This is a genomic window from Pseudomonas sp. K2I15 (genome assembly GCF_002204795.1).
Taxonomy (GTDB): Bacteria; Pseudomonadota; Gammaproteobacteria; order Pseudomonadales; family Pseudomonadaceae; genus Aquipseudomonas.
Genome location: NZ_NIXO01000003.1, coordinates 86,904 through 111,090 on the forward strand (window position 1 = coordinate 86,904; position 24,187 = coordinate 111,090).

Genomic DNA, 24,187 nt, shown 5'->3' on the forward strand with positions numbered 1-24,187 from the left:
AGTGGCGCAGGGGAGAAGGTACGGCACGAAACTTAGCTGGGACTGAGGGCCGTCAATACATGCGCCCGGCCCACGGTGGTCAGGTGCACGGCGCTGCCGGTGGGCGGCGCCTGCAGGCCGGAACTGCGCACCAGCAAGGATCGGCCTGTGCCCGATTGCAACGCCACGGTCAGGGTGCAGGTGTTGCCGCCAAAGTCACGCTCGGTCACCACGCCCTGGCAGCCGGAGGCGTCTGCCTCGCCCAGGCTGATGTGCAGTTGCTCGGGACGCAACATGATCTGCGCCAACGCGTGGTTGCCCTGGCTGTTGACCGGGATGCGGCCCAGGTCGCAATGCGCCCAGCCCCCTTCGATCCGGGCGGGCATCAGCACGGCATCGCCGAGAAACAGGGCGGTCTGCTCGTCCCTGGGAAACTGATACAGGTCCATGGGATTGCCGGATTGCACCAGGCAACCCTGACGCATCACGGCCAACTGATCGGCGAATGACAGCGCTTCGCTCTGGTCATGGGTTACCAGAATGGTGGTCACGCCCGCGTCTTCCAGCAGCCTGGCGACCATCTTGCGCATCGCCGCGCGCAAGCCGGTGTCCAGTGCTGAAAAGGGTTCATCCAGCAACATCAGCCGGGGCTGCTGCGCCAGTGCCCGGGCCAGCGCCACACGCTGTTGCTGGCCGCCGGAGAGTTCATGGGGCCAACGCTTGGCCATGTTCGCGTCGAGCGCCACGCTGTCCATCAGTTCGGCAATTCGCAGTTGCCGGGCATCGCCCTTGGCGTTGAGGCCGAAGCCGATGTTGTCGGCCACCGTCATGTGCGGGAACAACGCGCCGTCTTGCGGCACGTAGCCGATCAGGCGTTGATGGGCCGGTACTTCGTGCTTGTCATCCACCAGCACCTGGCCATTGAGGGTGAGGCTGCCGGAATCGGGGAACTCGAAACCGGCAATCATCCGCAGCAAGGTGGTTTTGCCCGAGCCGGAAGGCCCGACGATAACTGTCCGGCTGCCGGTGGGCACCGACAGGTTGATGTTTTCCAGGGCGCGTTGGGTGCCGAAGGATTTGCAGATCGCGGTGAGTTCGAGAGCGTTCATCGGCCAGCCGTGCGTTTGGATTGGTGATAAAGAAGACCGGTCAGCGGCAGCGACAGCAGGATCATCAGCAGCGCATAGGGCGCTGCGGCTGCGTAGTCGATTTCACTGGTCATGGCCCAGAAGCCCGTGGCCAGGGTGCGTGTGCCGTTGGGGGCGAGCAACAGGGTGGCGGTCAGCTCGTTGGTGATTGCCAGGAACACCAGCGCGGCGCCGGCGGCAGCACCCGGTGCGGCGAGGCGCAAGGTGATCAGCCACAAGGCCCGGCCGGGGGAGCGGCCGAGGCTGCGGGCCATGTTTTCCAGCTCCACCGGCGCCTGGGCGATGCCGGCGCGCAAGCTCACCAGCGCCCGTGGCAGGAACATCAGCATATAGGCCAGCAGCACGGTGATGGTGGTCTGGTAGATCGGCCGGGCGAAGTGGATGGTCACGGTCACCAGGGCCAGCGCCACGACAATGCCGGGCAGCGAGCTGGTGATGTAGTTGCAGCTTTCCAGCACCCGTTGCAAGCGGCCCGGTGCACGAATCGACAGCCAGGCAATCGGCACGGCTGCGCAGGTGGTCAGCACCGCACCGGCGATGCCCAACAACAGGGTTTGCTCCAGCGCCGGCAGCAATTCCCCCAGTTGCCAGACCTCGCGGCCACCGGCAATCAGCCATTTGCCCAAGGTGATCAGCGGCACGCCGAGGGCCAGCAGGCAGGTCGCGGTTTGCAAACCCAGAGCGAGGGCGGTGGTGCCCGCGTTCAATCGTACGATCCGTTGTTCCCGCGCGCTGCCCGAGCCGACACGGGCGTAGCGGGCATTACCCCGGGCGGCCGACTCGGCGGTGAGCATCGCCAGGCAGCACAGCGCCAGCACGGCGGCGAGCATGTTCGCCGCCGGGCCATTGAAGGTGGATTTGAACTGATCGAAGATCGCCGTGGTGAAGGTGTCAAAACGGATCATCGCGTACAGGCCGTATTCGGCCAGCAAGTGCAGGCCCACCAGCAGCGCACCGCCGCAGATCGCCAGGCGCAGTTGCGGCACCACCACCCGGAAAAACACCGCCCACGGCTTGAGCCCGAGGGATTCGGCCACGTCTTCGATGGCGGGGTCTAGCCTGCGTAGGGTCGCCGCCACCGGCAAGTAGAGAAACGGGAAATAGGCAATCACCGACACCAGCACGCCAGCCGGCAGGCCGTGAATCGACGGCACCAGGCTGACCCAGGCGTAGCTGTGCACAAATGCCGGCACCGCCAGCGGTGCGACGGCCAATAGCGACCACGCCCTCCGTCCGGGCAGGTTGCTGCGCTCCGTGAGCCAGGCCAGCGCGACGCCCAACACCACGCATAAGGGCAGGGTGATCAGCACCAGCAATACGGTGTTGACCAGCAGCTCGCCAACGCGCGGCCGCAGCACCAGCGCGGCAATCTGCGCCCAGCCAATCTGCCAGGACACGCCGATCACAAAGGCAATCGGCAGCAGCGCCAGCAGCGAAACCAATACGGATAAACCGGTCACCCACGCGCCGCCGCGGCCTTTAAACAGGCCACGGGAGCGTCGAGAGGAGCGGGCGGGCAACGTTTGCGCGATACCCGGCGGCAGGGTTTCAGGCAGCAATCAGAGCAGTCCGGCCTGGGTCATGAGTTCGACGGCTTTTTTGCTGTCGAGTTTGGACGCGTCGACCTTCGGCGCATCGAGTTGCGCCAGCGGCACCAGTTTCGGGTTCGACTGGGCGTTCTGGCCCACAGCGTATTCGAACGAGTTGCCGGTTTCGAGAATCGCCTGGCCGTCTTTGCCGCTGATCCACTTCAGGAACGCCTGCGCCTGTTCCTGATGTTTGCTGGAGGCCAGGACGCCGCCGCCGGAGATGCTGACAAAAGCGCCCGGGTCCTGGTGCTTGAAGTAGTGCAGCGCGGTGTTCTTGCTGTTTTCGCCGGTCTTGGCCTGATCGACGAAGCTGTAGTAGTGATAAATAACGCCGCTGTCGACTTGGCCAGCGTTAACGGCTTTAAGCACTGCGCTGTTGCCGCGGTAAAGGGTGGCGTTGGCTTTCATCGCCTTGAGCCAGTCGAGGGTGGCGGCTTCGCCCTTGAGTTCCAGCACGGCGGCGACAATGGCCTGGAAGTCAGCACCGGCCGGGGAGGCGGCCCATCGGCCTTTCCAGCTTGGCGAGGCGAGGTCGAGCAAGGACTTTGGCAGGTCAGCTTCTTTCAAGGTGCTCGGGTTGTAGACAAACACCGTGGAGCGCGCGGCGATCCCCAGCCACTTGCCGTGGGCCGGGCGATAAGCTGCGCCGACCTGTTCCAGGGTACCCGGTGCCACGGGGGCGAACAGCCCCGCGTTGTCTACCAGCACCATGGCCGGGGAGTTTTCGGTGAGGAATACGTCTGCCGGTGACGCGCTGCCTTCCTGGATGATCTGGTTGCCCATCTCGGTGTCGTCGCCATTGCGTATGGTGACCGGGATCCCTGTTTCCTGGGTAAAGCCTTCAACCCAGGCCTTGGTCAGGCTTTCGTGTTGGGCGTTGTAGACCACGATGCCCACCGTGTCGCTCGCCGCGTAGGCGTGCCCGGCGCTGACCAATGCAGTGGCCAGCAGGGCCTGTTTCAGAAAGGAAGGGATGCGGGTAATCATGCCGGGCGAGCTCCTGGTTTATCTGGGGACGATGCGTGTTGACTCTAGTTCAATAGGAATCATTTGCATGTTTGGGCGCGGCGAATGTAGAGCGGGGAATGAGAAAAAAACGTCAAATAAATCGTTAATACTCGTGATGAGACCCAGGGAATTGCGTCTGCGTTGTGGCAGGGCGTTATCTCGTTACAGACCGCCAGGTCACCAGCCCATCCAAGCCATGATCTGATTTCAAGTACCTGAGCACATTCTGCGCCTGGGCCTTTTCTTCAAACGGGCCGACAAACGCGTGCGGCGGTTCATCGAGTACGGTGGGCACATCGAGTGCCTGCAATTGCGTAACCAGCAGGCCGAACGCTGTGTCGGTATCGGCGGTAATGCGCACGACCCAGCCGCTGCGATCTTTCAGGGCGATGGGCTCCACCTCGGCGCCACAGTGTTTGCATTGGGCGGCGGCGGCTTTAATGGGGCTTGCACAGGCCGGGCAGGGGCGCAGGTCCTCGTGTACCAGCGCGTCAACGCCGGTCTTCGGAATGCGTGGCATCAGCAGGAGCACGATCAGGGGGGCCACCGGCACGAACACTGCTATCGCAAACCACCTTGGCCCTGATCGGCCGCGCTGACTGGCCACGTAGGCGGTCACAATGGCGAGGGCCAGCAAAAGGGGAGGGTAGATGCTCATTTATACGTCCTTGTCTTGATTTAGCGAGCGCAATGTCAACGCTGGGCATTTTCAGCCCAGCGTCGTCAGCCGCAGCGCGAGCAACATGGATAGCCGCCAGGCGATTACTGCGCCTTGGCGTTCTTGATATCCGCGATCACCTGCTTGGCAATCGCCTGGACCTGCTTCTGGGTCATGGCCGAGGCGATGCCTTCCCACGCCGAAGACTCGGTTTCATAGGTGCGCGCGCCCAGCGGTGCGCCGGACTTCAAGTCGCAAAAATCAGCTTTCGAGAAGACCCAGGCGTTGCCCACCAGCGCACCGGCGGCATAGCGGGTGCCTGCGGTCAGGTAGCGGAACTTGCTGACGTTGATGGTGATGCCCACGCCGTCGGCACTGCCGGTGCTGATGGTTGGCGTTTCCTTGAGGCTATAACCGGCCTGCTGTGCTTCGGTTTGCAGGGCCGCGCCCCATTGTTGCTTGAGCAGTGGCCAGTCCTGGTTTTGCTCGACCGTGGTGTTGCCTTTAAAGCTCACCACCAGGTTCTGTTTGGCCGATTCCGGGATTGCCAGCGCGTCCGTGCCGCCGCTTTTTACCTTGGCGGCGCAACCACCCAGCATCGAGAGGGCGACAGCGAACGACAGGGCATACAAGGCCTTGGAGGTTTTCATTGAATTTCCATATCCACAGAGAATAAGAGAGGGGGAAGCCACCGCATCGGATGGGGGCGCTACGATGCTTGAATACCTCGCTCTATGGCAAGTAGCTATGCCTCCCGCCCCGGAAAAAACAACGTAAAGCACGTCACGCTGTCTTCACTGGTCACGCTGTATCGGCCGTTATGCAGTTGCATGATGGTCGCGACAATCGACAGCCCCAATCCATTGGACTGGGCCGAACGTTCCCGTGATTCATCCACGCGATAAAACCGCTCGAACAACCTCGGCAGGTGCTCCGCCGCAATGGTTGCTCCTTGGTTGGTCACCGTCAGGCTGATGCCCTCGGGGCTGGGCGTGGCCTGGATCAGCAATTCAGAACGTGGCGCGCCATATTTGATCGCGTTGGCACACAGGTTGGCCAGGGCGCGGCGCAGCAGCATCGGTTCGGCCCAGATCACACCAGCGCCTTGCGCGAGGATGCTGATGTCGACGTCGCCTGCCGGCCCTTCGAAATAGTCGGCCATGCGTTCCACTTCGTCGGCCGCATCCAGTTCCTGGCGTTGGCGCAATGCGCTGGCCGGGTCGGTGCGGGCCAGGAACAGCATGTTGTCGAGCATGCGCGCCAGGCGTTCAAGCTCTTCGACGTTGGAGGCGAGCAGTTGCTGGTACGCCTCGATGCTACGGTGTTGCTGCAACGCCACCTGGGTTTCGCCCAACAGATTGTTGATCGGGGTGCGCAGTTCATGGGCCATGTCGGTGGAGACCTGGCCCAATTGCACAAAGCCCTTGGCCAGGCGTTCGAGCATGGTGTTGAACGAATCAATCATCGGCAGCAGTTCTTTCGGTGCGCCATGGCTGTCAAGGCGCGCGGCGAGGTTGCCGACGCCGATGCCCTGGGCATGCACTGCCAGGCGCCGCAAGGGCAGCAAGCCGCGATGCACCATCAGGTAGCCGACCACCGCCAGCACCAACGCGGCGATGCTGGCGAGGATATACACACTCAGCCTGTAGCTTGCGAGCACGGCGGTGCGCTCGGTCATCAGCCGCCCGGTGGTGACTTGCAGGCTGCCCAGGTCGCCCGAATCGATGGTGGCGGCCAGGGTGGAGAAGGGCACGCCATTGATGCCGGGCAAGTGCTGCACGTCGGCGAATTCCAGGGTGTGGTCCCGGGGCACCGGTGTAACGTCGGGCATGTCGATGTTGCCGGGGTTCACTTCCAGCAAAGGCTTCTGCCCGGGCGCGGCAATGCTCAGCACCGACTCGCGGTTGCCCAGCATGTTCTGGAACAGCTCCGGCTTGGTCTTGATCAGGTCCAGGGTGTTGCTGTCGTTCAGCAGGTTGCGCAGTTGGTCGACGCGGTAAATCAGGGCGGCGTCATCCCGGTGGATCAGCTCGCGCTCAAGCTCGCGGTACAGCGCCACGCCGAGGGTCGCCAGCAGGGCAAAGGCCAGCAAGGCAAAGATCAGCGCCAGGCGCAGGGTCAGGGAGTAATGCCCAGGCTTGCTCATGGTTGTGTATCGAAGCGGTAGCCGATGCCGCGCACGCTGTGGATCAGCTTGAGCTGGAACGGGTCGTCGATTTTCAGGCGCAGGCGGCGCACTGCCACGTCGACCACGTTGGTGTCGCTGTCGAAATTCATGTCCCACACCCGGGAGGCGATCAGCGAGCGCGACAGCACCTGGTCCTGGTGGCTGGCGAATAAGTGCAACAAGGCGAACTCCTTGTTGGTCAGGGTAATGCGCACGCCGGCGCGGGTGACGCGGCGCTTGAGCACGTCGATCTGCAGGTCGGCGATCTGCAGCTGTTCTTCTTCACGGCTGGGCCCGCGCCGGGTCAGGGTGCGCAGGCGCGCCACCAGTTCGGCGAAGGAAAACGGCTTGATCAGGTAATCATCGGCGCCCAGTTCCAGGCCCTTGATGCGGTCGGCAATGTCGTCCCGGGCGGTGAGGAACAGCACCGGCGTGTCGGCTTCCTTGCGCAGGCGACGCAGCACTTCCCAGCCGTCCATTTTCGGCATCATCACGTCCAGCACGATTACGTCGAACGGGGTTTCCAGGGCTTGGTGCAAACCATCCACACCGTCGCGGGCGAGGCTCACGGAGTAACCCAGTTCCTGCAGGCCGTTGAGCAAGTAGTTGCCCGCCTTGGGCTCGTCTTCGACTACGAGGATATTCATGGGAGTTGCCCTGGTGATGTGCAGGTCGTTCGTGGCGCAAGTGTAGCCCGATCAATTGTCATTGGGGCAGCCGATGCCCTGTACTTGATAGTCCAGCACGTGTTCGCGGCCCTGGCTGTCCAGGTAGTCGAGGCGGGCAGGGACGATGCCGCACTGGCCGTAGGTGTCGGTGCTGGACAGCACTTTGGCCACGTCCATGTGCATGAAGAAGCCGGGTTTGTCATGGATCACCGAGGCAGCGGCAGTGGTGTCAGCAAAGGCCGAACCGGTGGCGATCAGGGCAGCAAAGCCGAGGATAAACAGTTTCATGGCGGTATCTCTCTTTAAGGGTTGGCTGCCGGTACCCGGCAGTGAGTTCACAGTAACCAGGCGACACAAACAGCCAGCCAACAGGATGATGACAAGGTTGTAATGAAGGGCTTAAGGCTGGCGGCCGGATGCTTCGAGGATCAGGTCGGTGATTTCCTTGGCGTGGGACACCAGCGACAAGTGGCTCGACGGCAGCTCAATGGTGGTGGCGTTCATGCGCTTGGCCAGGAAGCGTTCCAGGTCCGGGTTGATGGTCTGGTCGTTGCTGGACACCGCATACCAGGACGGCTTGGTGTGCCATGCGGCGTTGACGGTGCGACCGCTGAACAGGGTCTTGGCGATCGGTTGTTGCACGGCGTACAGCTCCATCGCCTTGGCGCGGGGCACGTCGGCGGCGAAGTACTTCAGGAAGGCGTCCTGGTTCAGGGTCAGGTAGCCGTCGTGTTCCACCACACCGGCACGCACGGGTGTGGTCGGGTACTTGGCGGACAGCGCGACGAAATCTTCGTTGGCGTCCGGGGCACGGGCGGCGACGTACACCAGGGAGCTGACCTTCGGGTTGACCCCGGCGTCGCTGACCACGGTGCCGGCGTAGGAATGGCCGACCAGCACGGTAGGGCCGTCCTGTTGGTCGAGTACGCGGTTGGTGGCAGCGACGTCATCTGCCACCGAGGTCAGCGGGTTTTGTACGGCGGTTACATGCAGTCCAGCGGCCTGCAGGCGGGTGATCACTTCGGACCAGCTGGAACCGTCAGCCCAGGAGCCGTGTACCAGCACCACGTTGTTGGCTTTCACCGGGGCAATCGGGCCGGCCACGGCGGCGCCGGTGCCCAGCATCAACAGGCTGGCGGCGATCAGGCAGAGTTTGCTTGCAGGTTTCATGGGGCGGGCTCTCTTCATCATCAGTGGGAAGCTGGGTCACCCGCTGTGGGTGACTGACGACTTCACTGTATGAAGTGAGGGTGCTGGCAACACTGACAGCTTAATGACAAGTTTGTAATGCAGTGGGCAGCCATACCGCTGGATACAAAACCGTGTCCCGGAATAAGGTTTACAGCGTTTGGGTCGATCCGTAGATTGCACAGGAAAGTGGTTCGTCAGCACCCAAGACCGGGTGACGAAAACATAAGGAAGCCGAGCAGTGTCCACCCGCGATTCAGCTGTATTCGCCAACCGTTACCGCGCCTTCCTGTTCGATATGGATGGCACACTCCTGAGCTCCATTGCTGCCGCCGAACGCGTATGGGCCATCTGGGCTGAACGCCACGGGCTGGATGTCGCGGCTTTTCTGAAGACTATCCATGGCGCCCGGGCCATCGACACCATTACCCGGCAGGCGTTGCCGGGCGTGGACGCGCAGGCAGAGGCGCAATGGATTACCGAGGCTGAACTCGCGGATGTGGAAGGGGTGGTGGCGATTGCTGGCGCGGTTGAATTCCTCAACGCGTTGCCCGGCGATCAATGGGCGCTGGTCACGTCCGCGCCCAAGGCGCTGGCCCTGCGTCGTATGCAGGCGGCCGGTATTAACCCGCCAGCGGTGTTGGTGACGGCGGAGGATGTCGCCAGTGGCAAGCCGGATCCGGCGTGTTATGTCCTGGGTGCGCAGCGGCTGGGAGTGCCGGTGCAGGACTGCCTGGTGTTTGAAGATGCCAACGTCGGGATTCGCGCTGGCGAGGCGGCGGGGGCCGATGTGCTGGTGGTGACGTCGACGCACCTTGCGCCCATGGCCACGGAGCACCCGTCGATTGACGGGTATGAGCGGTTGCAGGTCCAGCGTGACGAAGCCGGGCTGCTGCACCTGCATCGCCTGGCGTGAAAAAGCCGATCCGGTTACCCGGATCGGCCTTCTTCGTAAACGGACGGTTCGGCAGCGGAGCCGTTCTCAGCCAGCGTCTGCAGGCGGTTGCCCTTGATCCCCTGGCGAGACAAGACCATCTCCTTGAGGATTTCGCCGGCGAGCCTGGCAATCGCCTCCGGCCCTCGATGGTGCGCCCGAACGATGCCGGTCACCGCAAAGTGATCAGCTCCCGGGCCGCTGAGAATCGCGCAAAGCGTGCCGTCCGAATGCAAGGTGCAGACGATTTTGTAGCTGGGCAGACGCGCTGCCAGCGCCGCTTCGATTTCAGTTTTGCTCAGCGTGTCCATCCGCGCTACAACCTTTCACTGACCGTGCATGCCCTAGCATAGGTTGTGTTGCGCGGCTGTAAATACCGGCGATCCGATAGCGGATGGGGCGTGCTTCAAAGTGGTTTCAGTGATAAGCCGCGCGGGGTCAACAGGATGTTTTTGGCACTGATCCATTGGTAGCCCAGCGGGTCAACGACGTCGCCGTTGACGAAGGTGCCGGTGATCAAGTTCAGCAAGTACAGCTCGCGCAAGCCGGCGAGCACATCCTCGGGCTGGCCCTGTAACTCGGTCGAGCACTTTGGGGTGTCCGCTGACAATTGCAGGATCAAGGACTGAAGAATGGCCACACTCTGCTCTATATCCATATCGATATGCTTTTCTATTAAAGATATTCGTATGGGTGTCTTTGGCCCATATAGTTCCTGAAATTTTTGAGGATGGGGCCCAGGGGGTCAGGGTGAGGCTTTCTGGCGATCGCTGCGAGGGGGGCGTCGGCACAGTTTGCGATGAATGGCGGCCTGGATCGGTTTGAGGCAGAAGATAAACAAGTAGGCGCCCAAAAACAGCGCCAGGTCGAGCCAGGAGTGTGCGTGGCTGTTGCCCTCGTACTCGAACCTGAGGCCGCACTCCATCCCGAGAAACGCCAGGCTGATCAGCGCGACGATCATCCAGGACTTGGACAAATAGGGCTGTTTGGCAGGTCGCCTCATCAACGTGCTCCTGAGCGCGTCGCAGACTGTAGGGGATTTGTCACGAGATTCGGCTCTCGAATACCCAACAAGTTCCCGTTGTACGCGGGCTGTTTCATGCGCAGAGGGCAGCCTGCGGCTATTGCTGGGAAGTGTTCCTGCCATGTGTCACACAAAAGGGAGTACGCCTTATGTTCGTTCAGTGGTTTCTTGCTGCAACCCATTTACTGGCATTCGCCGTGGCGTTGTCGGCCGTGCTCGCCAGGAGCAAGGCCTTGCGCAGTTTTTCGAATATTGCCCCATCCACCGTAGGCCGCGTATTGATCGCGGACAACATCTGGGGAATCAGCGCCCTGGTGTTGCTGGTAACCGGTGGCTTGCGGGCCTTTGGCGGCTACGAAAAGGGCAGTGATTATTACCTGCACCAGCCGTTGTTTCACGTGAAGATGACGCTGCTGGTATTAATTTTGTTACTGGAACTGGCGCCGATGATCCGTTTCATCAAATGGCGCATGGCCTTGGTTCGCGGCACGCGACTGGATGTGCAGCAGGCAGGTCCTTTTGCGCGCATCAGCCACGTGCAGGCATTACTGATTGTGCTGATGATGATTGCGGCGAGTGGCATGGCGCGCGGTGTTGGCCTGGGGTGACGGTGGCCTGGCGCTGGGATGGGGGAATAGGGTGTGCTGGCCGCGGAAGCCGCGAGCAGGCTAAAGAGGTTTTCGCCAGCCGTTACAGTGAACGAAAGGGCTGGCTACTGGAGGCGCTTCAAGGTGTCTGGTTTTTGTCCGGAGCCGTCAGACCCGCCTGGATACGTTGGTAGATCTCCTCGCGATGCACGGCAACGTCCTTTGGAGCATTGATGCCGATTCTTACTTGCTGGCCGCTAACGCCCAGAATGGTGATCGTAATGTCATCACCGATATTTATGCTTTCACCGACTTTGCGGGTGAGTATCAGCATGGACTTCTCCTTGATTGCTTTGAAGGACACATGTTTCAGACAGGGCAGATGTCGGATGTGTGTAGCTTACTGCGAAGCGCTTCCCTGTGGCTGCCTCTTTTAGGACGCATAGAGGCGGCATTAATTCCCATGGCGCCATCATACAGGTCTGCGATACATCATTCGCATTGTTTAAGCCAACGTTTATGACGGCCAGAATAGACAGTGAATGATAAAGTCGCCTCTTTGATCCTCTAAGGAGCAGGGTAGTGCGTAAAGTAGCGATGGCAATTGCGGTGTTGGCATTGGCCGGTTGCGGTGAAGGTAAAAGCGTCGATGCCCCCAAGGCCAGGCCCGCCGTTGCCGAGGCGCCCGCCCAGGCCCAACCTGCGGTCGGTGCGATCGCCTCTCAAGAGTGGGATGTATGGGTGGGACCGCCGGATCACAAGCTCCAGGCGATGACTGACCTGACCGCGTGGTTGCTCGAGCACGGTTTCAGTTTCTACCTGGTGAAGGAAGACGGTAAGGACCAGGTACTGCTGGGCCCGTTCAGCACCAAGGCCGAGGCTGAGGCGAAGCAGGCGCAGTTGACCCAGAAGCTTGTTACGGCGAAGAAAAATGACACCGTGTCCGAGGTCATCGAACACAAGGTTGCACAGTAAGAAACCGGCCAGCGGGAGGCGATAGCGCTCCCGCTTTTTTATGTTCAGCCGCAGGCTTTCAAGTTCACCGGGCCGACAAACTCATTGCCGCGCCCCATCACGCACGCCACGGTTTGATTGCGCTGGCGTTCCCAGGGTTGTACCGGGTAAGTCTTGTTCCAGGCGTCGTAGAGTTGGCGATCCTGTTTTGACAGGCGCAAGCCATACTGCTTGCTCATGTAGAAGTACGTACGAGCGATCATTCCGCGAATGGAAGGGCGTGGCATGACTTTCTTGGCCTTGAAATCCACTTGGGTCAGGCACGAGCCGTATTGCCCGCTTTGTACCGGCAGCCAGCCAAAACTGAAGTTGTTACGGTCGCCATTGACCTCGCCGATGCTCGGCACCAGGTTGTGCAGGTCGGCCTCGGCGCGCTTGTACACCGCGTCCTTGCGGGTGCAGTTCTTGCGCCCGCCGTCTTGCCAGCACTGGCGCTGATGGCCGATCTGCCAGGCCGGAACAATGTGTTCCCACTCAATACGCGCTGCCCGGTTGGCGTTCTTGCGGGGGATATAGCCGCAGGCTTTCAGGTCCACCCGGTTACCGTTGTATTTGCAGCCGCAATAAAACTCCGTGGATTGCGGCTCATAAAGCTTCCAGGCGATTTTCTTGGCTTCGCTGAAAGTCTTGGGGGCTTGCGCGTGAGCGGTGACAGCAAAAAACACAAACAACACGCTGATAAAACGGACACTCATTGACTCAATCTTCCTTCGGCACAACCCAGAAAATCTGCACGCCGCCATCATCGCGATAGGCGAGGGTGACGTTATCGTTTTCTGCAATCTCCTCCAGTAGTCGTGCCCACTCGTCTTCCGGTTCCTCCGGCAGGCGGAAAATCAGCGCCGCCTTGTTTTTTTGGGCATTGGTGGAATTGATGATTTTTTGCACGCGAACGGCCAGGCGTTGGTAGGCGTCAGGAACTGTTGGTGCTGCGGAAGAGGGCTTTGCCACGGAGTGTTCCTTATTAGGCTGTACGTGCATACAGTATTTAACTGTGGGCAATTTCGCAACTGCTTAAAATCCAAGAAGTTCTTCTGACAATGATTTTGCTGACTTGGTGTAGGAGGGCTTTGTTTTTAAAAGATTTTTTGCGCGCGGGTAAAGCGGGGGCAAGTTGGACCCGCTCGCGGTGCGCCACGAGCGGGATGGCCCAACCGTTACCGGTCAGGCCTGGGAGCGATCAATATTCCCAGAACATCCGTTGCAGTTCCTTGCTGTCCTGAGTCTTGGTCAGGGCGACCATGGCCAGGATGCGGGCCTTCTGCGGGTTCAGGTCGTGAGCAACCACCCAGTCGTATTTGTCGTCAGGCTGTTCGGCGTTACGCAGAACGAAACCGCCGGCATTCACATGGGAAGAGCGAATGATCTGTACGCCCTGCTTGCGCAGTTCCTGCAGGGCAGGCACCACCTTGGACGACACCGAACCATTGCCGGTACCGGCGTGGATGATGGCTTTTGCGCCGGCCTGGGCCAGGGCTTTGTAGGCGGTGTCGCTTACGTTGCCGTAGGAGTAGGCGATTTCGACGTCTGGCAGACTTTTGATGGTCTTGATGTCGAATTCCGAGTTCATGGTGTGGCGCTTGGCTGGCAGGCGGAACCAGTAGGATTTGCCTTCTACGACCATGCCTAGCGGGCCCCACGGGCTCTTGAACGCTTCGGTCTTGATGTTGATCATCTTGCTGACGTCGCGACCCGACTGGATCTCGTCGTTCATGGTCACCAAAACGCCTTTGCCGCGGGCGTCTTTGCTGCCGGCGACGGCAACGGCGTTGTACAGGTTGAGCATGCCGTCAGCCGACATGGCGGTGCCTGGGCGCATCGAACCGACCACGACGATTGGCTTGTCGGTCTTTTCCACCAGGTTGAGGAAGTAGGCGGTCTCCTCCAGGGTGTCGGTACCGTGGGTGATCACGATGCCGTCGACGTCCTTGTTGTCAGCCAGTTCGGCAACGCGGCGACCCAGTTGCAGCAGGTTTTCGTTGGTGATGCTTTCGGAGGCAATTTGCAACACTTGCTCGCCGCGAACATTGGCGATCTGGCTAAGCTCAGGAACACCGGCGATCAATTGTTCGATGCCGACTTTGGCGGCCTGGTAGGTCGCACTGTTGGCCGCGCTGGCGCCAGCGCCGGCGATGGTGCCGCCGGTGGCCAGGATCACCACGTTGGACAGCTTTTGCTTGGTTTCAGCTTCTTTTGCCTGAGCGGCAACGGGGAACAACAGCAGGAGGGCTAACGCGCCCGGGACGAAAGTTTTCAACGCAGATTTCATTATTCTTCTCTCTAGTTTTTGATGAGTGCTGATGCAGGTTCATCTAGAAACACCTGGGCGGTTCTGAACGCCACGAGGTGCTGAGTAAGAGCAGGATTTGTACCAGCGGTATTTTGTTATTCAATAGAATTTAACTTATTGATTTGTATCTATTTTTATTTGATTTTCAGGCGAGGTTTTTCGTTTTGCGTCCGGCATTCCGAACAAAGTGGCGGGTTGGTGTTCGGTTGTCCGAAAAGGATGACGGAAAAGGAATGGAGTAATGCGTGGCAGGTACACCGTCACCTGTCGTTTCAGAGAACGAGCAAACGGCGCCGATGTTTAATGTGGAAACCCAATGGCCGCGAGGGCAGGGCGTAGAGCGAATTCATCAAAAGGCTGTTTTCTTCCGTTGACAAATCCCGACAAGCTTCTCATAGTTTGACCTAACGCAAACGTTTGCGAGATGTTTCACGAGGTGCTCCTTGAGTGTCGTGAAAGCTCGTATCAGTCGCCCGGGTGGGATGGCTGCCGAAGCGTTCTTCGGTGCAAGCGTTGCTCACAATAATCATAAGATCGGAGTGAACCCATGAAGCTGCCATTTGCTGGACGTCTTCTTGCTGTCGCTGTGCTTGCTGCCGCATCCGCTGCCCTGCCTCTTTCCTCTGCATTTGCCGCCGAGACCGCCGCCAAACCCAAGGTCGGCCTGGTCATGAAATCCCTCGCAAACGAATTCTTCGTCACCATGCAAGACGGTGCCAAGGCATATCAGAAGGCCCACTCCGCCGACTTCGACATGATCACCAACGGGATCAAGAACGAAACCGATACCGCGGCGCAAATTGATATCGTCAATCAGATGATCCTGTCCAAAGTGGACGCCATCGTCATTGCTCCTGCCGATTCGAAAGCCTTGGTCACCGTGCTGAAAAAGGCCTCGGATAAAGGCATCAAGATCGTCAACATCGACAACCGTCTTGATGTGGACGTGCTGAAAAGCAAATCCCTGAATATCCCGTTCGTGGGTCCAGACAACCGCAAGGGCGCACGCCTGGTGGGTGAAGAACTGGCCAAGCACCTCACCAAGGGTGACCAGGTTGGCATCATCGAAGGTGTGTCCACCACCACCAACGCCCAGCAGCGTACCGCTGGCTTCAAGGACGCGATGGATGCCGCGGGCATGAAGATCGTCTCCACCCAGTCCGGCGAGTGGGAAATCGACAAGGGCAACGCGATTGCCGCTGCGATGCTCCAGGCAAACCCGAACATCAAGGCGCTGCTGGCCGGTAACGACAACATGGCGCTGGGTGCGGTCTCCGCCGTGCGTGGCGCCGGCAAGGCGGGCAAAGTGTTCGTGGTGGGCTACGACAACATCGAGGCCATCAAGCCGATGCTTCAGGACGGCCGTGTCCTGGCCACCGCCGACCAGGCCGCTGCCCAGCAAGCCGTTTTTGGTATCCAGAACGCGCTGAAGCTGGTCAAGGGTGAAAAAGTCGATGCCGTGGATGGCATGATCGAAACCCCGGTCGAACTCATCCTCAAGAAGTAATTCCCGGCAGCACAAAACAGCGTCCGCTCACCCCGAGCGGACGCCTGGAGACGTTCCTATGTCATCTTCCGCACCGAACGCTGTCCTCTCGGTCAGCGGTATCGGCAAGACCTATGCCCAACCGGTTCTATCCGACATCACCCTGACGCTCAATCGTGGGGAAGTGTTGGCGCTTACCGGTGAGAATGGCGCGGGGAAAAGCACCCTGTCGAAGATCATCGGCGGGCTGGTCACACCGACCGACGGCCACATGCAGTTCAATGGCCAAGCCTACACACCGGGCAGCCGGACCCAGGCCGAAGAGCAGGGCATCCGCATGGTCATGCAGGAACTCAACCTGTTGCCGACCCTGACGGTCGCCGAAAACCTGTTCCTCGATAACCTGCCCAGCCACGGTGGCTGGATCAGCCGCAAGCAACTGCGCAAGGCCGCCATTGAAGCCATGGCCCAGGTTGGCCTCGACGCCATTGACCCGGACACCCTGGTCGGCAGCCTCGGCATAGGCCACCAACAGATGGTCGAGATCGCCCGCAACCTGATCGGTGATTGCCACGTCTTGATCCTCGACGAACCCACGGCGATGTTGACCGCCCGTGAAGTCGAGATGCTGTTTGAACAAATCACCCGCCTGCAAGCCCGGGGCGTAGCGATTATCTATATTTCCCACCGGCTCGAAGAACTCGCCCGTGTCGCCCAGCGCATTGCGGTATTGCGTGACGGCAAACTGGTGTGTGTCGAGCCGATGGCCAACTACAACAGTGAGCAACTGGTCACGTTGATGGTGGGCCGCGAGCTGGGCGAGAAAATCGACCTGGGCCCGCGCACCATCGGCGCGCCGTTGTTGACGGTAAAAGGCCTGACTCGCTCGGACAAGGTCCGCGACGTGTCGTTTGAAGTGCGTGCCGGCGAAATCTACGGCATCTCCGGCCTGATCGGTGCGGGTCGCACAGAATTGCTGCGCCTGATCTTCGGTGCCGACTTGGCCGACAGCGGCACCGTGGCCCTGGGCACGCCTGCGCAAGTCGTCAGCATTCGCTCCCCGGCTGACGCGGTGGGTCATGGCATCGCCCTGATCACCGAAGACCGTAAAGGCGAAGGCTTGCTGCTGACCCAATCCATCGGCGCCAATATCGCTTTGGGCAACATGCCGAAAGTGTCCAGCGCTGGCTTGGTGAACAGTCGTGACGAAAGCGCCTTGGCCAAGCGCCAGGTCGATGCCATGCGCATCCGCAGTTCCAGCCCGGCGCAGTTGGTGTCCGAGCTGTCGGGCGGCAACCAGCAGAAGGTAGTGATCGGCCGCTGGTTGGAGCGCGATTGCGCGGTGATGCTGTTCGATGAACCGACCCGGGGCATCGACGTCGGCGCCAAATTCGATATTTATGCCTTGCTCGGCGACCTGACCCGCCAAGGCAAGGCGCTGGTGGTGGTGTCCAGCGACCTGCGTGAGCTGATGCTGATCTGCGACCGCATCGGTGTGCTTTCCGCCGGGCGCATGATCGAGACCTTCGAGCGCGACAGCTGGACCCAGGACGAATTGCTTGCGGCCGCATTTGCTGGCTATCAGAAACGTGATGCGTTGCTCAACGAAGCCGCGCCTAGGAATACCCCATGAAAACCACTTCCTCCCCCGCAAAACGTGGCGGCAACTTCTACGGCCTGGGCACCTACCTGGGCCTGGCCGGTGCCTTGCTGGCGATGATTGCGTTGTTCTCGTTCCTGAGCGACCACTTCCTCTCGTACGACACCTTCAGCACCCTGGCCAACCAGATTCCCGACCTGATGGTGTTGGCGGTCGGCATGACCTTCGTGCTGATCATCGGCGGCATCGACCTTTCCGTAGGCTCGGTGCTGGCTCTTGCCGCATCGGCCGTCAGCGTGGCGATTCTCGGCTGGGGCTGGAGTGTTTTACCGGCCGCTGTGCTGGGCATGGGTTGCGCCGCGTTGGCCGGTACCATTACCGGTTCCATCACCGTGGCCTGGCGCATCCCGTCGTTCATCGTGTCCCTCGGCGTGCTGGAAATGGCTCGCGGCGTGGCGTACCAGATGACCGGTTCGCGCACTGCGTACATCGGTGACTCGTTTGCCTGGCTGTCCAACCCGGTGGCCTTCGGTATTTCGCCTTCGTTCATCATCGCGTTGCTGGTGATCATCGCCGCGCAGTTGGTGTTGACCCGTACCGTGTTCGGTCGCTACCTGATCGGCATCGGCACCAATGAAGAGGCTGTGCGTCTGGCCGGTATCAATCCAAAGCCCTACAAGATTTTGGTGTTCAGCCTGATGGGGCTGCTGGCCGGCGTGGCGGCACTGTTCCAGATTTCGCGCCTGGAAGCGGCAGATCCCAACGCCGGTTCGGGCCTTGAGCTGCAAGTGATCGCTGCCGTGGTAATTGGCGGTACCAGCCTGATGGGCGGGCGTGGCTCGGTGGTCAGTACCTTCTTTGGTGTGCTGATTATCTCGGTACTGGCGGCAGGGCTGGCGCAGATTGGCGCCACCGAACCGACCAAACGTATCATCACCGGTGCCGTGATCGTGATCGCGGTGGTGCTCGATACTTACCGCAGCCAGCGCGCCAGTCGGCGAGCCTGAGCCATGGCAACGATCAAGGATGTGGCCGCGCTGGCTGGGATTTCCTACACCACCGTGTCCCATGTGGTGAACAAGACGCGCCCGGTCAGCGAGCATGTACGAATCAAGGTCGAGGCGGCCATCAAGCAGCTCGACTATGTGCCCAGTGCAGTCGCGCGATCGCTGAAGGCCAAGACCACCGCGACCATCGGCCTGTTGGTGCCCAACAGCCTCAACCCGTATTTTGCGGAACTGGCCCGGGGCATCGAGGATTACTGCGAGCGTAACGGCTATTGCGTGATCCTCTGCAACTCCGACGATAATGCCGAAAAGCAGCGCAGCTACTTGAGGGTGCTGCTGGAAAAACGCATCGACGGATTGATCGTGACCTCCGTGGGCGGCGACGACAGCGGCCTGGCGACGGGTCTGAAAGCGGTGCGTACGCCCATGGTCATCGTCGACCGTGCGCTGGATGGGATCGATGTCGACCTGGTGCGCATCGACCATGAGCAGGGCGCTTACCTGGCGACCCGGCACTTGCTGGAGTTGGGTCATCGCGACATTGCCTGCATTGGTGGCCCGAGCCATACCCGCGTGGCGCAGATGCGTATGGCGGGTTACTACCGCGCCCTGGCCGAGGCGGGTCTTGAAGTGCCGGCCGGCCGCGTGCTTGAGAGTGATTTCACCACCACCGGTGGCTACGCTGCGGCGGCGCAATTGCTGGCGGATAATCCCCCCAGCGCGATTTTTGCCGGCAACGACATGATCGGCTTCGGCGTGTTACGCGCGGCTGCCGAACGCAATATCCGCGTGCCCGGCGAGCTTTCAGTGATCGGGTTCGACGATATTCAAATGAGCCAGTACGTGTACCCGGCGCTGACCACGGTGGGCCAGTCGATCCTGCAGCTGGGAGAGATGGCGGCCGAGCTTTTATTGCGACGAATTGCGACACCCCAATTGCCGATCGATCAACGCATCGTGACGCCGAGTATTGTCCTGCGCGAGTCTACGGCGCCGTTGGCTGGTGTGTTTGCCCAATACCGCTGAACCGAATTGATGAGTACTGATGTATGCCAGCAAAAGTAGTGGTAATAGGCAGCCTGAACATGGACCTGGTCACCCGGGCCAGCCGGCTGCCCCGCGCCGGTGAAACCCTGATTGGCCAATCGTTTTCCACGGTCCCGGGCGGCAAGGGCGCGAACCAGGCGGTCGCTTCGGCGCGCCTTGGCGCCGAGGTGTCGATGGTCGGCTGCGTGGGCACCGATGCCTATGGTGCGCAATTGCGCGATGCGTTGTTGGTGGAAGGTATCGATTGCCAGGCCGTCAGCACCGTCGACGGCTCCAGCGGTGTAGCGCTGATCGTGGTGGATGACAGCAGCCAGAATGCGATCGTTATCGTCGCCGGCAGCAACGGCGAGCTGACCCCGGCCAAATTACAGACATTTGACAGCGTGCTGCAGGCCGCCGACGTCATCGTCTGCCAGCTTGAGACGCCGATGGACACCGTCGGCCATACCCTCAAGCGCGGTCGCGAACTGGGCAAGACTGTCATCCTCAACCCGGCACCCGCCAGCGGTCCGCTGCCTGAGGATTGGTACGCCGCCATCGATTACCTGATCCCCAACGAAAGCGAAGCCTCGGCCTTGAGCGGCGTGGTGGTCGATTCCCTGGACAGCGCCAAGGTCGCCGCCGCGCGGCTGATCAAGGCCGGTGCCGGTAAAGTCATCATTACCCTAGGCTCCGAGGGCGCGTTGTTTGCCGATGGCCAGGGCTTTGAGCACCTGGTGGCGCCCAAGGTCAAGGCGGTCGATACCACGGCTGCCGGTGACACCTTCGTTGGTGGTTTTGCGGCGGCGCTGGCCAACGGCAAAAGCGAGGCCGAGGCCATTCGTTTTGGCCAGGTGGCGGCCGCGCTGTCCGTGACCCGTGCCGGTGCGCAACCCTCCATTCCTACATTGCATGACGTCCAAGGTTTTGTGCCCTCATGAAAAAGACTCCCTTGCTCAATATCGCGCTGTCTCGGGTGATCGCGTCCCTTGGCCATGGCGACATTCTGGTGATCGGTGATGCCGGCCTGCCGGTGCCGCCGGGCGTCGAGCTGATCGACTTGGCGCTGACCAAAGGCATCCCTGATTTCGTCAGCACCTTGCGCATCGTGCTCAGCGAAATGCAGGTGGAAAGCCACGTGCTGGCTGAAGAAATCCTGCTCAAGCAGCCACCGGCCCTGGCCGATCTCAATACTCTGACCGAACAGGCCGCCCTCGGCGAACGCCGCCTGGTCAGTCACGAAGAGTTCAAGCAGCTCAGCCGCAAGGCGAGGGCGGTGGTGCGCACCGGTGAGTGCCAGCCTTACTGCAATATTGCGCTGGTCTCCGGCGTAACGTTCTAGAATTCCCCAACGACAAGGAGTGCGTCATGCAACGTGGTACCCAAACCCTGCGACACCTGTTCCGGAGTGTGCTGCTTTTGTCCGTGCTAACTGCTGCCAGCGCCCACGCGGCGGAAAAAATCGACCTGATCATCGATACCGACCCCGGTGCCGACGACGTGGTTGCCTTGCTGTTCGCCATGGCTTCGCCCGATGAGCTGAAGATTCGCGCGCTGACCACCGTTGCCGGTAACGTGCGCCTGGACAAGACCTCCCGCAATGCACGCCTGGCCCGCGAGTGGGCAGGCCGCGAAGAAATCCCGGTGTACGCCGGTGCGCCGAAGCCGATGCTGCGTACGCCGATCTATGCCGAAAACATCCATGGCAAGGAAGGCATCTCCGGCGTCACCGTGCATGAGCCGAAAAAAGGCCTGGCTGAAGGCAATGCCGTTGATTACCTGATCAAGACCCTCAGCACCGCCAAGCCCCACAGCATCACCATCGCCATGCTCGGCCCGCAGACCAACCTGGCGCTGGCACTGACCCAGGCGCCTGAAATCACTCAAGGCATCAAGGAAGTGGTGGTGATGGGCGGCGCGCACTTCAACGGCGGCAACATTACGCCGGTGGCCGAGTTCAACCTGTTCGCGGACCCTATCGCGGCCGAGATCGTGCTCAAAAGTGGCGTCAAGCTGACTTACCTGCCGTTGGATGTGACCCACAAGGTGCTGACCAGCGAAGCACGCCTGAAGCAAATCGCTGCGCTGAACAACAACGCGAGCAAAGTGGTTGGCGACATTCTCAATGAATACGTCAAGGGCGACATGGAGCACTACGGCATCCCAGGCGGCCCGGTGCATGATGCTACCGTGATTGCCTACCTGCTCAAGCCTTCGCTGTTCAGCGGCCGTGAGGTCAATGTGGTGGTGGACAGCCGTGAAGGCCCGACCTTCGGCCAGACCATCGTCGATTGGTACGACGGCCTGAAACAACCGAAGAACGCGTTCTGGGTTGAAAACGGCGATGCCCAAGGCTTCTTCGATCTGCTAACCGAACGTCTTGGTCGCCTGAAGTAAGCGCTTTACCGGCCGGCGTTCGTCGGCCGGGTCTTATTCGCGCTCGGGGTCTGGCGCCCCCATGTGATCGGCCGGGTATTTCTCGAATACCTGGCCGATGAATGCCTGCGCGGCCTGAGTCCCCAATTCCTTGACCAGCAGGTCGATACCGATGATTGCCAACTCCTCCGGGCTGCCCGGGCTGTAGGAGCTTTGCCCGTGGGGCCACTTGGCTTTGATGTCGGCGTGGATCGTCACGATGGTCATGGGTGTCTCGCGAGGCTGAAAGGCGGTTGGTGCGTTATCTGGCGTGTGGAGTTAACCATTTTGCGCGGCGTTTGGCACTGCTACTTAGGCATGAGGGGAGGGCTGTGCCACACTGTTCGCCCGTTTAATTGCCAGGGCAAACCGCGTGCAGATCGATTTGAACAACCCCGAGAACCTGACGCTGGACGCTGTGAGGCAGCTGCTTGCCTCTGCCAGTGACAACGTTCACACCCAATTGCGCGTTACCAAAGCCGGCATTGCCTACCTCTCTTCGGGCGTGGTGGGCGGTGTTGATATTGACGGCCTGCTGTTCCGCCTGGAGACCTGGGCAGCGGGTTCCGGTTATGTCGGCAACGTCGCGGCCAGCGATGAGGTGTGGGTGATGCAGATTTTCAACGCTCTCAAGCAAAACTGGCCGAAGCCGCCGTTCGATTACATCGACATCTACTGAGTGCGTTCATATCTGGTGACGATTGATTCGCCAGCGCCACGCGTCGACTCAGGCAGACTGGCCCGTGGCCAATTGTGACAATTCTGAAACCAATCGGCCAAACCACGGTCGCACGATCTCTGTCCATTTTTTCTCAAAGGAGGCTTCATGCCTTGGAAGCTCGCATCATTCGGTACTTTGTTGGCTGCGCTTGTGTTGACGGGTTGCAGCACCCCGGGTACCTCTGAGCCAGCCAAAGACACTGCCGTGACCGATGCTGGTCATAGCCGCTGTACGGCGAAGGCCGCCGAGTTCGCAATCGGCCAAAAGGCTTCGCCGCAACTGCTGGAACAGGCCCGTAGCCGCGCCGGTGCGCAGAACGCACGCATTCTCAAGCCAGACGACATGGTCACTCTGGAATACCGCTCGGATCGCCTGAACCTCAACACCGATGACAACCTGGTGATCAATCGGGTTAATTGCGGCTGATTGCTTCAGCGCTTTTATCCAGGCCATAAAAAACCCCGTCACATGGACGGGGTTTTTTTGATCAGCGCAGAAATTACTCTGGGCGAACCTGTGCAGCTTGCATACCCTTTTGGCCTTTCTCAGCCACGAAGGAAACGGTTTGGCCTTCTTTCAGGCTTTTGAAACCGTCGCTTTCGATAGCTTTGAAGTGTACGAACAGGTCGTCACCGCCACCTTGAGGAGTGATGAAGCCGAAGCCTTTTTCATCGTTGAACCATTTAACGGTGCCGGTTTGGCGATTAGACATGGTGTATCTCCAAGAAACATATATTTTCAGTAGTGCTGTGCTGCTCAGGCCAACTGGGCACACCGAGCTATCATAGTCGAAATGTTCGGCTTGGGAGCCCCCCCAAGGCATTGTTTGCTAATCAATCGCGTTGTGTTTCATGCCTTGGTTGGCTGAAAGCCCCGATCTACGGGGCTTTCAGGCGAAATATCAGCTGTTAAAAAAAGCCGTAAAAGCTGCGTAATTTGTGAGAAATGGCAGTTTTCAGGGCGATTTTTGGTCCTTTAGCCGGTCTGGCGGGGCCTAAAAATTACTTTTTCTTCACGACCTTGCAAGACGAAATAGCGGCGACGGCCTTGTTCTTCAGTGCGGGATCCGCGTTCTGATTGGTCATCAGCTCTTTGATCTCGGCACTGCTCAATTCAGCGTTGATTTTGTCCGCGCCACAGTCGCAATGGTCTTTGGCGGTTTTGGCATCAACACTTTGCTGGGCGGCTGCGCTGCAATCCTTGATGAAGCTGTCCCGCGCACCGGCAGGCCAGTTCGAAGGTGCTGCGGCGTGCGCGCCCAGGGAAATGAGGGTCAGGGATGCAGCGAGGGCGAAAGTCGAGGTAAAACGCATAATTAAATGCTCCTGGAGTCGTGGACGAACGGCGATTCTCGGTGTGTTTGAGGCTCGCCGTACAGTTCAAGTTCACTTTTGGCGCTAAAAGCTGGGAATTTGCGTTTCGTGAGGCGGAGCCGGCGCCATGACCGTTCATCTGTGCTAGCATCTTTCCCTTGGCTATTTTCCGGCGCGCCCTTTGCCGCCTTGCCAAGGTCTTTTTTGTTTAACTCCAGTCACTCTGGTTCGATTATCGGTTGGCCGAAAGGCTCCTGCCGCTGTAAGGCAGGCGTTCATCATTGAGCGGCCTGGTATTGGATCTTGTACTGGCTCATCCCAACCCACGTGACCTTTGGTAGGGGTCACCACTAGGAGAGGAGGCG

Annotated in this window: 31 protein-coding genes; 12 read left to right on the plus strand and 19 right to left on the minus strand. The window is 60.2% G+C overall.

Annotated elements, in window-relative coordinates:
• Positions 1–32: 32 nt before the first annotated feature.
• The 9 genes from CEC48_RS03855 to CEC48_RS03895 form a co-directional block, all read right to left on the minus strand.
• Positions 33–1,088 (minus strand): ABC transporter ATP-binding protein, encoded by a 1,056-nt coding sequence (locus CEC48_RS03855; RefSeq protein WP_088422543.1) that lies wholly within the window; start codon positions 1,086–1,088, stop codon positions 33–35.
• On the minus strand, positions 1,085–2,683 hold the full coding sequence (locus tag CEC48_RS03860) for an iron ABC transporter permease (RefSeq protein ID WP_088422639.1): 1,599 nt from the start codon (positions 2,681–2,683) through the stop codon (positions 1,085–1,087). The genes CEC48_RS03855 and CEC48_RS03860 overlap by 4 nt, the downstream gene beginning before the upstream one ends.
• Before the next feature lie 3 nt (positions 2,684–2,686).
• The gene (locus CEC48_RS03865; RefSeq protein ID WP_088422544.1) at positions 2,687–3,703 is read right to left on the minus strand and encodes an iron ABC transporter substrate-binding protein; all 1,017 of its coding nucleotides are present in this window, start codon (positions 3,701–3,703) and stop codon (positions 2,687–2,689) included.
• Positions 3,704–3,878: 175 nt separating this feature from the next.
• Positions 3,879–4,382, minus strand: a complete 504-nt coding sequence (locus CEC48_RS03870) for an SPOR domain-containing protein (RefSeq protein ID WP_088422545.1) — start codon at positions 4,380–4,382, stop codon at positions 3,879–3,881.
• A gap of 104 nt (positions 4,383–4,486) precedes the next feature.
• Positions 4,487–5,032, minus strand: coding sequence for a DUF4410 domain-containing protein (locus CEC48_RS03875; RefSeq protein WP_088422546.1), 546 nt, complete (start codon positions 5,030–5,032; stop codon positions 4,487–4,489).
• 95 nt (positions 5,033–5,127) lie between these two features.
• Complete coding sequence (locus CEC48_RS03880) at positions 5,128–6,528, minus strand: heavy metal sensor histidine kinase (protein ID WP_088422547.1); 1,401 nt, start codon at positions 6,526–6,528, stop codon at positions 5,128–5,130.
• Positions 6,525–7,196, minus strand: a complete 672-nt coding sequence (locus CEC48_RS03885; RefSeq protein ID WP_088422548.1) for a heavy metal response regulator transcription factor — start codon at positions 7,194–7,196, stop codon at positions 6,525–6,527. Before CEC48_RS03885 ends, CEC48_RS03880 begins: the two co-directional genes overlap by 4 nt.
• A 51-nt stretch (positions 7,197–7,247) precedes the next feature.
• Positions 7,248–7,505, minus strand: coding sequence for a DUF2790 domain-containing protein (locus tag CEC48_RS03890; protein WP_088422549.1), 258 nt, complete (start codon positions 7,503–7,505; stop codon positions 7,248–7,250).
• A 111-nt stretch (positions 7,506–7,616) separates the two neighbouring features.
• On the minus strand, positions 7,617–8,387 hold the full coding sequence (locus CEC48_RS03895) for an alpha/beta fold hydrolase (protein WP_088422550.1): 771 nt from the start codon (positions 8,385–8,387) through the stop codon (positions 7,617–7,619).
• 259 nt (positions 8,388–8,646) lie between these two features.
• Here CEC48_RS03895 and CEC48_RS03900 point away from each other — a divergent pair, with 259 nt between their 5' ends.
• The gene (locus CEC48_RS03900) at positions 8,647–9,321 is read left to right on the plus strand and encodes an HAD-IA family hydrolase (protein ID WP_088422551.1); all 675 of its coding nucleotides are present in this window, start codon (positions 8,647–8,649) and stop codon (positions 9,319–9,321) included.
• A 14-nt stretch (positions 9,322–9,335) separates the two neighbouring features.
• On the opposite strand, the gene CEC48_RS03905 is transcribed toward CEC48_RS03900, so the two are convergent.
• The 3 genes from CEC48_RS03905 to CEC48_RS03915 form a co-directional block, all read right to left on the minus strand.
• A complete protein-coding gene (locus CEC48_RS03905) occupies positions 9,336–9,650 on the minus strand; it encodes a hypothetical protein (protein WP_088422552.1) in 315 nt (104 codons plus the stop codon).
• A 95-nt stretch (positions 9,651–9,745) separates the two neighbouring features.
• Positions 9,746–9,979, minus strand: a complete 234-nt coding sequence (locus CEC48_RS03910) for a hypothetical protein (protein WP_088422553.1) — start codon at positions 9,977–9,979, stop codon at positions 9,746–9,748.
• A 105-nt stretch (positions 9,980–10,084) separates the two neighbouring features.
• Entirely contained in the window at positions 10,085–10,342 is a 258-nt protein-coding gene (locus CEC48_RS03915; protein ID WP_088422554.1) for a hypothetical protein, read from the minus strand.
• Between the two features lie 170 nt (positions 10,343–10,512).
• Between CEC48_RS03915 and CEC48_RS03920 the strand changes: the two genes are divergently transcribed.
• Positions 10,513–10,971, plus strand: a complete 459-nt coding sequence (locus CEC48_RS03920) for a DUF2214 family protein (RefSeq protein ID WP_088422555.1) — start codon at positions 10,513–10,515, stop codon at positions 10,969–10,971.
• 118 nt (positions 10,972–11,089) lie between these two features.
• On the opposite strand, the gene csrA is transcribed toward CEC48_RS03920, so the two are convergent.
• Positions 11,090–11,284, minus strand: a complete 195-nt coding sequence (gene csrA, locus CEC48_RS03925) for a carbon storage regulator CsrA (protein ID WP_003192511.1) — start codon at positions 11,282–11,284, stop codon at positions 11,090–11,092.
• Positions 11,285–11,532: 248 nt separating this feature from the next.
• Here csrA and CEC48_RS03930 point away from each other — a divergent pair, with 248 nt between their 5' ends.
• Positions 11,533–11,925 (plus strand): penicillin-binding protein activator LpoB, encoded by a 393-nt coding sequence (locus tag CEC48_RS03930; RefSeq protein ID WP_088422556.1) that lies wholly within the window; start codon positions 11,533–11,535, stop codon positions 11,923–11,925.
• Between the two features lie 44 nt (positions 11,926–11,969).
• Here CEC48_RS03930 and CEC48_RS03935 read toward each other — a convergent pair whose 3' ends face one another.
• From CEC48_RS03935 to CEC48_RS03945, 3 genes are all read right to left on the minus strand, one after another.
• The gene (locus CEC48_RS03935) at positions 11,970–12,659 is read right to left on the minus strand and encodes an endonuclease (protein WP_088422557.1); all 690 of its coding nucleotides are present in this window, start codon (positions 12,657–12,659) and stop codon (positions 11,970–11,972) included.
• A gap of 4 nt (positions 12,660–12,663) precedes the next feature.
• Positions 12,664–12,915, minus strand: coding sequence for a DUF1654 domain-containing protein (locus CEC48_RS03940; RefSeq protein WP_088422558.1), 252 nt, complete (start codon positions 12,913–12,915; stop codon positions 12,664–12,666).
• Between the two features lie 229 nt (positions 12,916–13,144).
• Complete coding sequence (locus tag CEC48_RS03945) at positions 13,145–14,233, minus strand: asparaginase (RefSeq protein ID WP_088422559.1); 1,089 nt, start codon at positions 14,231–14,233, stop codon at positions 13,145–13,147.
• A gap of 568 nt (positions 14,234–14,801) precedes the next feature.
• On the opposite strand from CEC48_RS03945, the gene CEC48_RS03950 reads away from it, so the two are divergent.
• Genes CEC48_RS03950 through CEC48_RS03980 form a run of 7 tightly spaced genes read left to right on the plus strand, consistent with a single transcriptional unit; the run spans position 14,802 to position 21,770 of the window.
• Positions 14,802–15,761: a sugar ABC transporter substrate-binding protein gene (locus CEC48_RS03950; protein ID WP_088422560.1), complete on the plus strand. Its 960-nt coding sequence runs from the start codon at positions 14,802–14,804 to the stop codon at positions 15,759–15,761.
• 58 nt (positions 15,762–15,819) lie between these two features.
• Complete coding sequence (locus CEC48_RS03955; protein WP_088422561.1) at positions 15,820–17,373, plus strand: sugar ABC transporter ATP-binding protein; 1,554 nt, start codon at positions 15,820–15,822, stop codon at positions 17,371–17,373.
• Positions 17,370–18,347 (plus strand): ABC transporter permease, encoded by a 978-nt coding sequence (locus CEC48_RS03960; protein ID WP_088422562.1) that lies wholly within the window; start codon positions 17,370–17,372, stop codon positions 18,345–18,347. Before CEC48_RS03955 ends, CEC48_RS03960 begins: the two co-directional genes overlap by 4 nt.
• Positions 18,348–18,350: 3 nt before the next feature.
• Positions 18,351–19,373: a LacI family DNA-binding transcriptional regulator gene (locus CEC48_RS03965; protein WP_088422563.1), complete on the plus strand. Its 1,023-nt coding sequence runs from the start codon at positions 18,351–18,353 to the stop codon at positions 19,371–19,373.
• Positions 19,374–19,396: 23 nt separating this feature from the next.
• Positions 19,397–20,314 (plus strand): ribokinase, encoded by a 918-nt coding sequence (rbsK, locus tag CEC48_RS03970; RefSeq protein WP_088422564.1) that lies wholly within the window; start codon positions 19,397–19,399, stop codon positions 20,312–20,314.
• Positions 20,311–20,715, plus strand: a complete 405-nt coding sequence (rbsD, locus tag CEC48_RS03975; RefSeq protein WP_008438690.1) for a D-ribose pyranase — start codon at positions 20,311–20,313, stop codon at positions 20,713–20,715. Before rbsK ends, rbsD begins: the two co-directional genes overlap by 4 nt.
• Before the next feature lie 26 nt (positions 20,716–20,741).
• Positions 20,742–21,770 carry a nucleoside hydrolase gene (locus tag CEC48_RS03980; RefSeq protein ID WP_088422565.1) on the plus strand — a complete coding sequence of 343 codons (1,029 nt, stop codon included), beginning with the start codon at positions 20,742–20,744 and terminating at the stop codon, positions 21,768–21,770.
• 33 nt (positions 21,771–21,803) lie between these two features.
• Here the strand turns inward: CEC48_RS03980 and CEC48_RS03985 are convergent, their stop codons facing one another.
• A complete protein-coding gene (locus CEC48_RS03985; RefSeq protein ID WP_003219951.1) occupies positions 21,804–22,016 on the minus strand; it encodes a hypothetical protein in 213 nt (70 codons plus the stop codon).
• A gap of 145 nt (positions 22,017–22,161) precedes the next feature.
• Here CEC48_RS03985 and CEC48_RS03990 point away from each other — a divergent pair, with 145 nt between their 5' ends.
• Together CEC48_RS03990 and CEC48_RS03995 are read left to right on the plus strand one after the other, a co-directional pair.
• Positions 22,162–22,467, plus strand: coding sequence for a hypothetical protein (locus CEC48_RS03990; RefSeq protein ID WP_088422566.1), 306 nt, complete (start codon positions 22,162–22,164; stop codon positions 22,465–22,467).
• Positions 22,468–22,614: 147 nt separating this feature from the next.
• Positions 22,615–22,935 carry an I78 family peptidase inhibitor gene (locus CEC48_RS03995; RefSeq protein WP_088422567.1) on the plus strand — a complete coding sequence of 107 codons (321 nt, stop codon included), beginning with the start codon at positions 22,615–22,617 and terminating at the stop codon, positions 22,933–22,935.
• A 73-nt stretch (positions 22,936–23,008) separates the two neighbouring features.
• Here CEC48_RS03995 and CEC48_RS04000 read toward each other — a convergent pair whose 3' ends face one another.
• Positions 23,009–23,221 (minus strand): cold-shock protein, encoded by a 213-nt coding sequence (locus CEC48_RS04000; RefSeq protein ID WP_003179963.1) that lies wholly within the window; start codon positions 23,219–23,221, stop codon positions 23,009–23,011.
• 289 nt (positions 23,222–23,510) lie between these two features.
• A complete protein-coding gene (locus CEC48_RS04005; protein WP_088422568.1) occupies positions 23,511–23,825 on the minus strand; it encodes a hypothetical protein in 315 nt (104 codons plus the stop codon).
• Positions 23,826–24,187 lie beyond the last annotated feature (362 nt).

Excerpts from the sequence above, each read along its gene's own strand:
- CEC48_RS03920 (WP_088422555.1), top strand. The coding sequence starts at position 10,513 with ATGTTCGTTCAGTGGTTTCTTGCTGCAACCCATTTACTGGCATTCGCC.
- CEC48_RS03895 (WP_088422550.1), bottom strand. The coding sequence starts at position 8,387 with ATGAAACCTGCAAGCAAACTCTGCCTGATCGCCGCCAGCCTGTTGATG.
- CEC48_RS03980 (WP_088422565.1), top strand. The coding sequence starts at position 20,742 with ATGCAACGTGGTACCCAAACCCTGCGACACCTGTTCCGGAGTGTGCTG.
- CEC48_RS03985 (WP_003219951.1), bottom strand. The coding sequence starts at position 22,016 with ATGACCATCGTGACGATCCACGCCGACATCAAAGCCAAGTGGCCCCAC.
- CEC48_RS03935 (WP_088422557.1), bottom strand. The coding sequence starts at position 12,659 with ATGAGTGTCCGTTTTATCAGCGTGTTGTTTGTGTTTTTTGCTGTCACC.
- CEC48_RS03905 (WP_088422552.1), bottom strand. The coding sequence starts at position 9,650 with ATGGACACGCTGAGCAAAACTGAAATCGAAGCGGCGCTGGCAGCGCGT.
- CEC48_RS03855 (WP_088422543.1), bottom strand. The coding sequence starts at position 1,088 with ATGAACGCTCTCGAACTCACCGCGATCTGCAAATCCTTCGGCACCCAA.
- CEC48_RS03865 (WP_088422544.1), bottom strand. The coding sequence starts at position 3,703 with ATGATTACCCGCATCCCTTCCTTTCTGAAACAGGCCCTGCTGGCCACT.
- CEC48_RS03885 (WP_088422548.1), bottom strand. The coding sequence starts at position 7,196 with ATGAATATCCTCGTAGTCGAAGACGAGCCCAAGGCGGGCAACTACTTG.
- rbsK (WP_088422564.1), top strand. The coding sequence starts at position 19,397 with ATGCCAGCAAAAGTAGTGGTAATAGGCAGCCTGAACATGGACCTGGTC.
- CEC48_RS03945 (WP_088422559.1), bottom strand. The coding sequence starts at position 14,233 with ATGAAATCTGCGTTGAAAACTTTCGTCCCGGGCGCGTTAGCCCTCCTG.
- CEC48_RS03915 (WP_088422554.1), bottom strand. The coding sequence starts at position 10,342 with ATGAGGCGACCTGCCAAACAGCCCTATTTGTCCAAGTCCTGGATGATC.
- CEC48_RS04000 (WP_003179963.1), bottom strand. The coding sequence starts at position 23,221 with ATGTCTAATCGCCAAACCGGCACCGTTAAATGGTTCAACGATGAAAAA.
- CEC48_RS03950 (WP_088422560.1), top strand. The coding sequence starts at position 14,802 with ATGAAGCTGCCATTTGCTGGACGTCTTCTTGCTGTCGCTGTGCTTGCT.
- CEC48_RS03965 (WP_088422563.1), top strand. The coding sequence starts at position 18,351 with ATGGCAACGATCAAGGATGTGGCCGCGCTGGCTGGGATTTCCTACACC.
- CEC48_RS03870 (WP_088422545.1), bottom strand. The coding sequence starts at position 4,382 with ATGAGCATCTACCCTCCCCTTTTGCTGGCCCTCGCCATTGTGACCGCC.
- CEC48_RS03960 (WP_088422562.1), top strand. The coding sequence starts at position 17,370 with ATGAAAACCACTTCCTCCCCCGCAAAACGTGGCGGCAACTTCTACGGC.
- CEC48_RS03880 (WP_088422547.1), bottom strand. The coding sequence starts at position 6,528 with ATGAGCAAGCCTGGGCATTACTCCCTGACCCTGCGCCTGGCGCTGATC.
- CEC48_RS03890 (WP_088422549.1), bottom strand. The coding sequence starts at position 7,505 with ATGAAACTGTTTATCCTCGGCTTTGCTGCCCTGATCGCCACCGGTTCG.
- csrA (WP_003192511.1), bottom strand. The coding sequence starts at position 11,284 with ATGCTGATACTCACCCGCAAAGTCGGTGAAAGCATAAATATCGGTGAT.
- CEC48_RS03995 (WP_088422567.1), top strand. The coding sequence starts at position 22,615 with ATGCCTTGGAAGCTCGCATCATTCGGTACTTTGTTGGCTGCGCTTGTG.
- CEC48_RS03955 (WP_088422561.1), top strand. The coding sequence starts at position 15,820 with ATGTCATCTTCCGCACCGAACGCTGTCCTCTCGGTCAGCGGTATCGGC.
- CEC48_RS03875 (WP_088422546.1), bottom strand. The coding sequence starts at position 5,032 with ATGAAAACCTCCAAGGCCTTGTATGCCCTGTCGTTCGCTGTCGCCCTC.
- rbsD (WP_008438690.1), top strand. The coding sequence starts at position 20,311 with ATGAAAAAGACTCCCTTGCTCAATATCGCGCTGTCTCGGGTGATCGCG.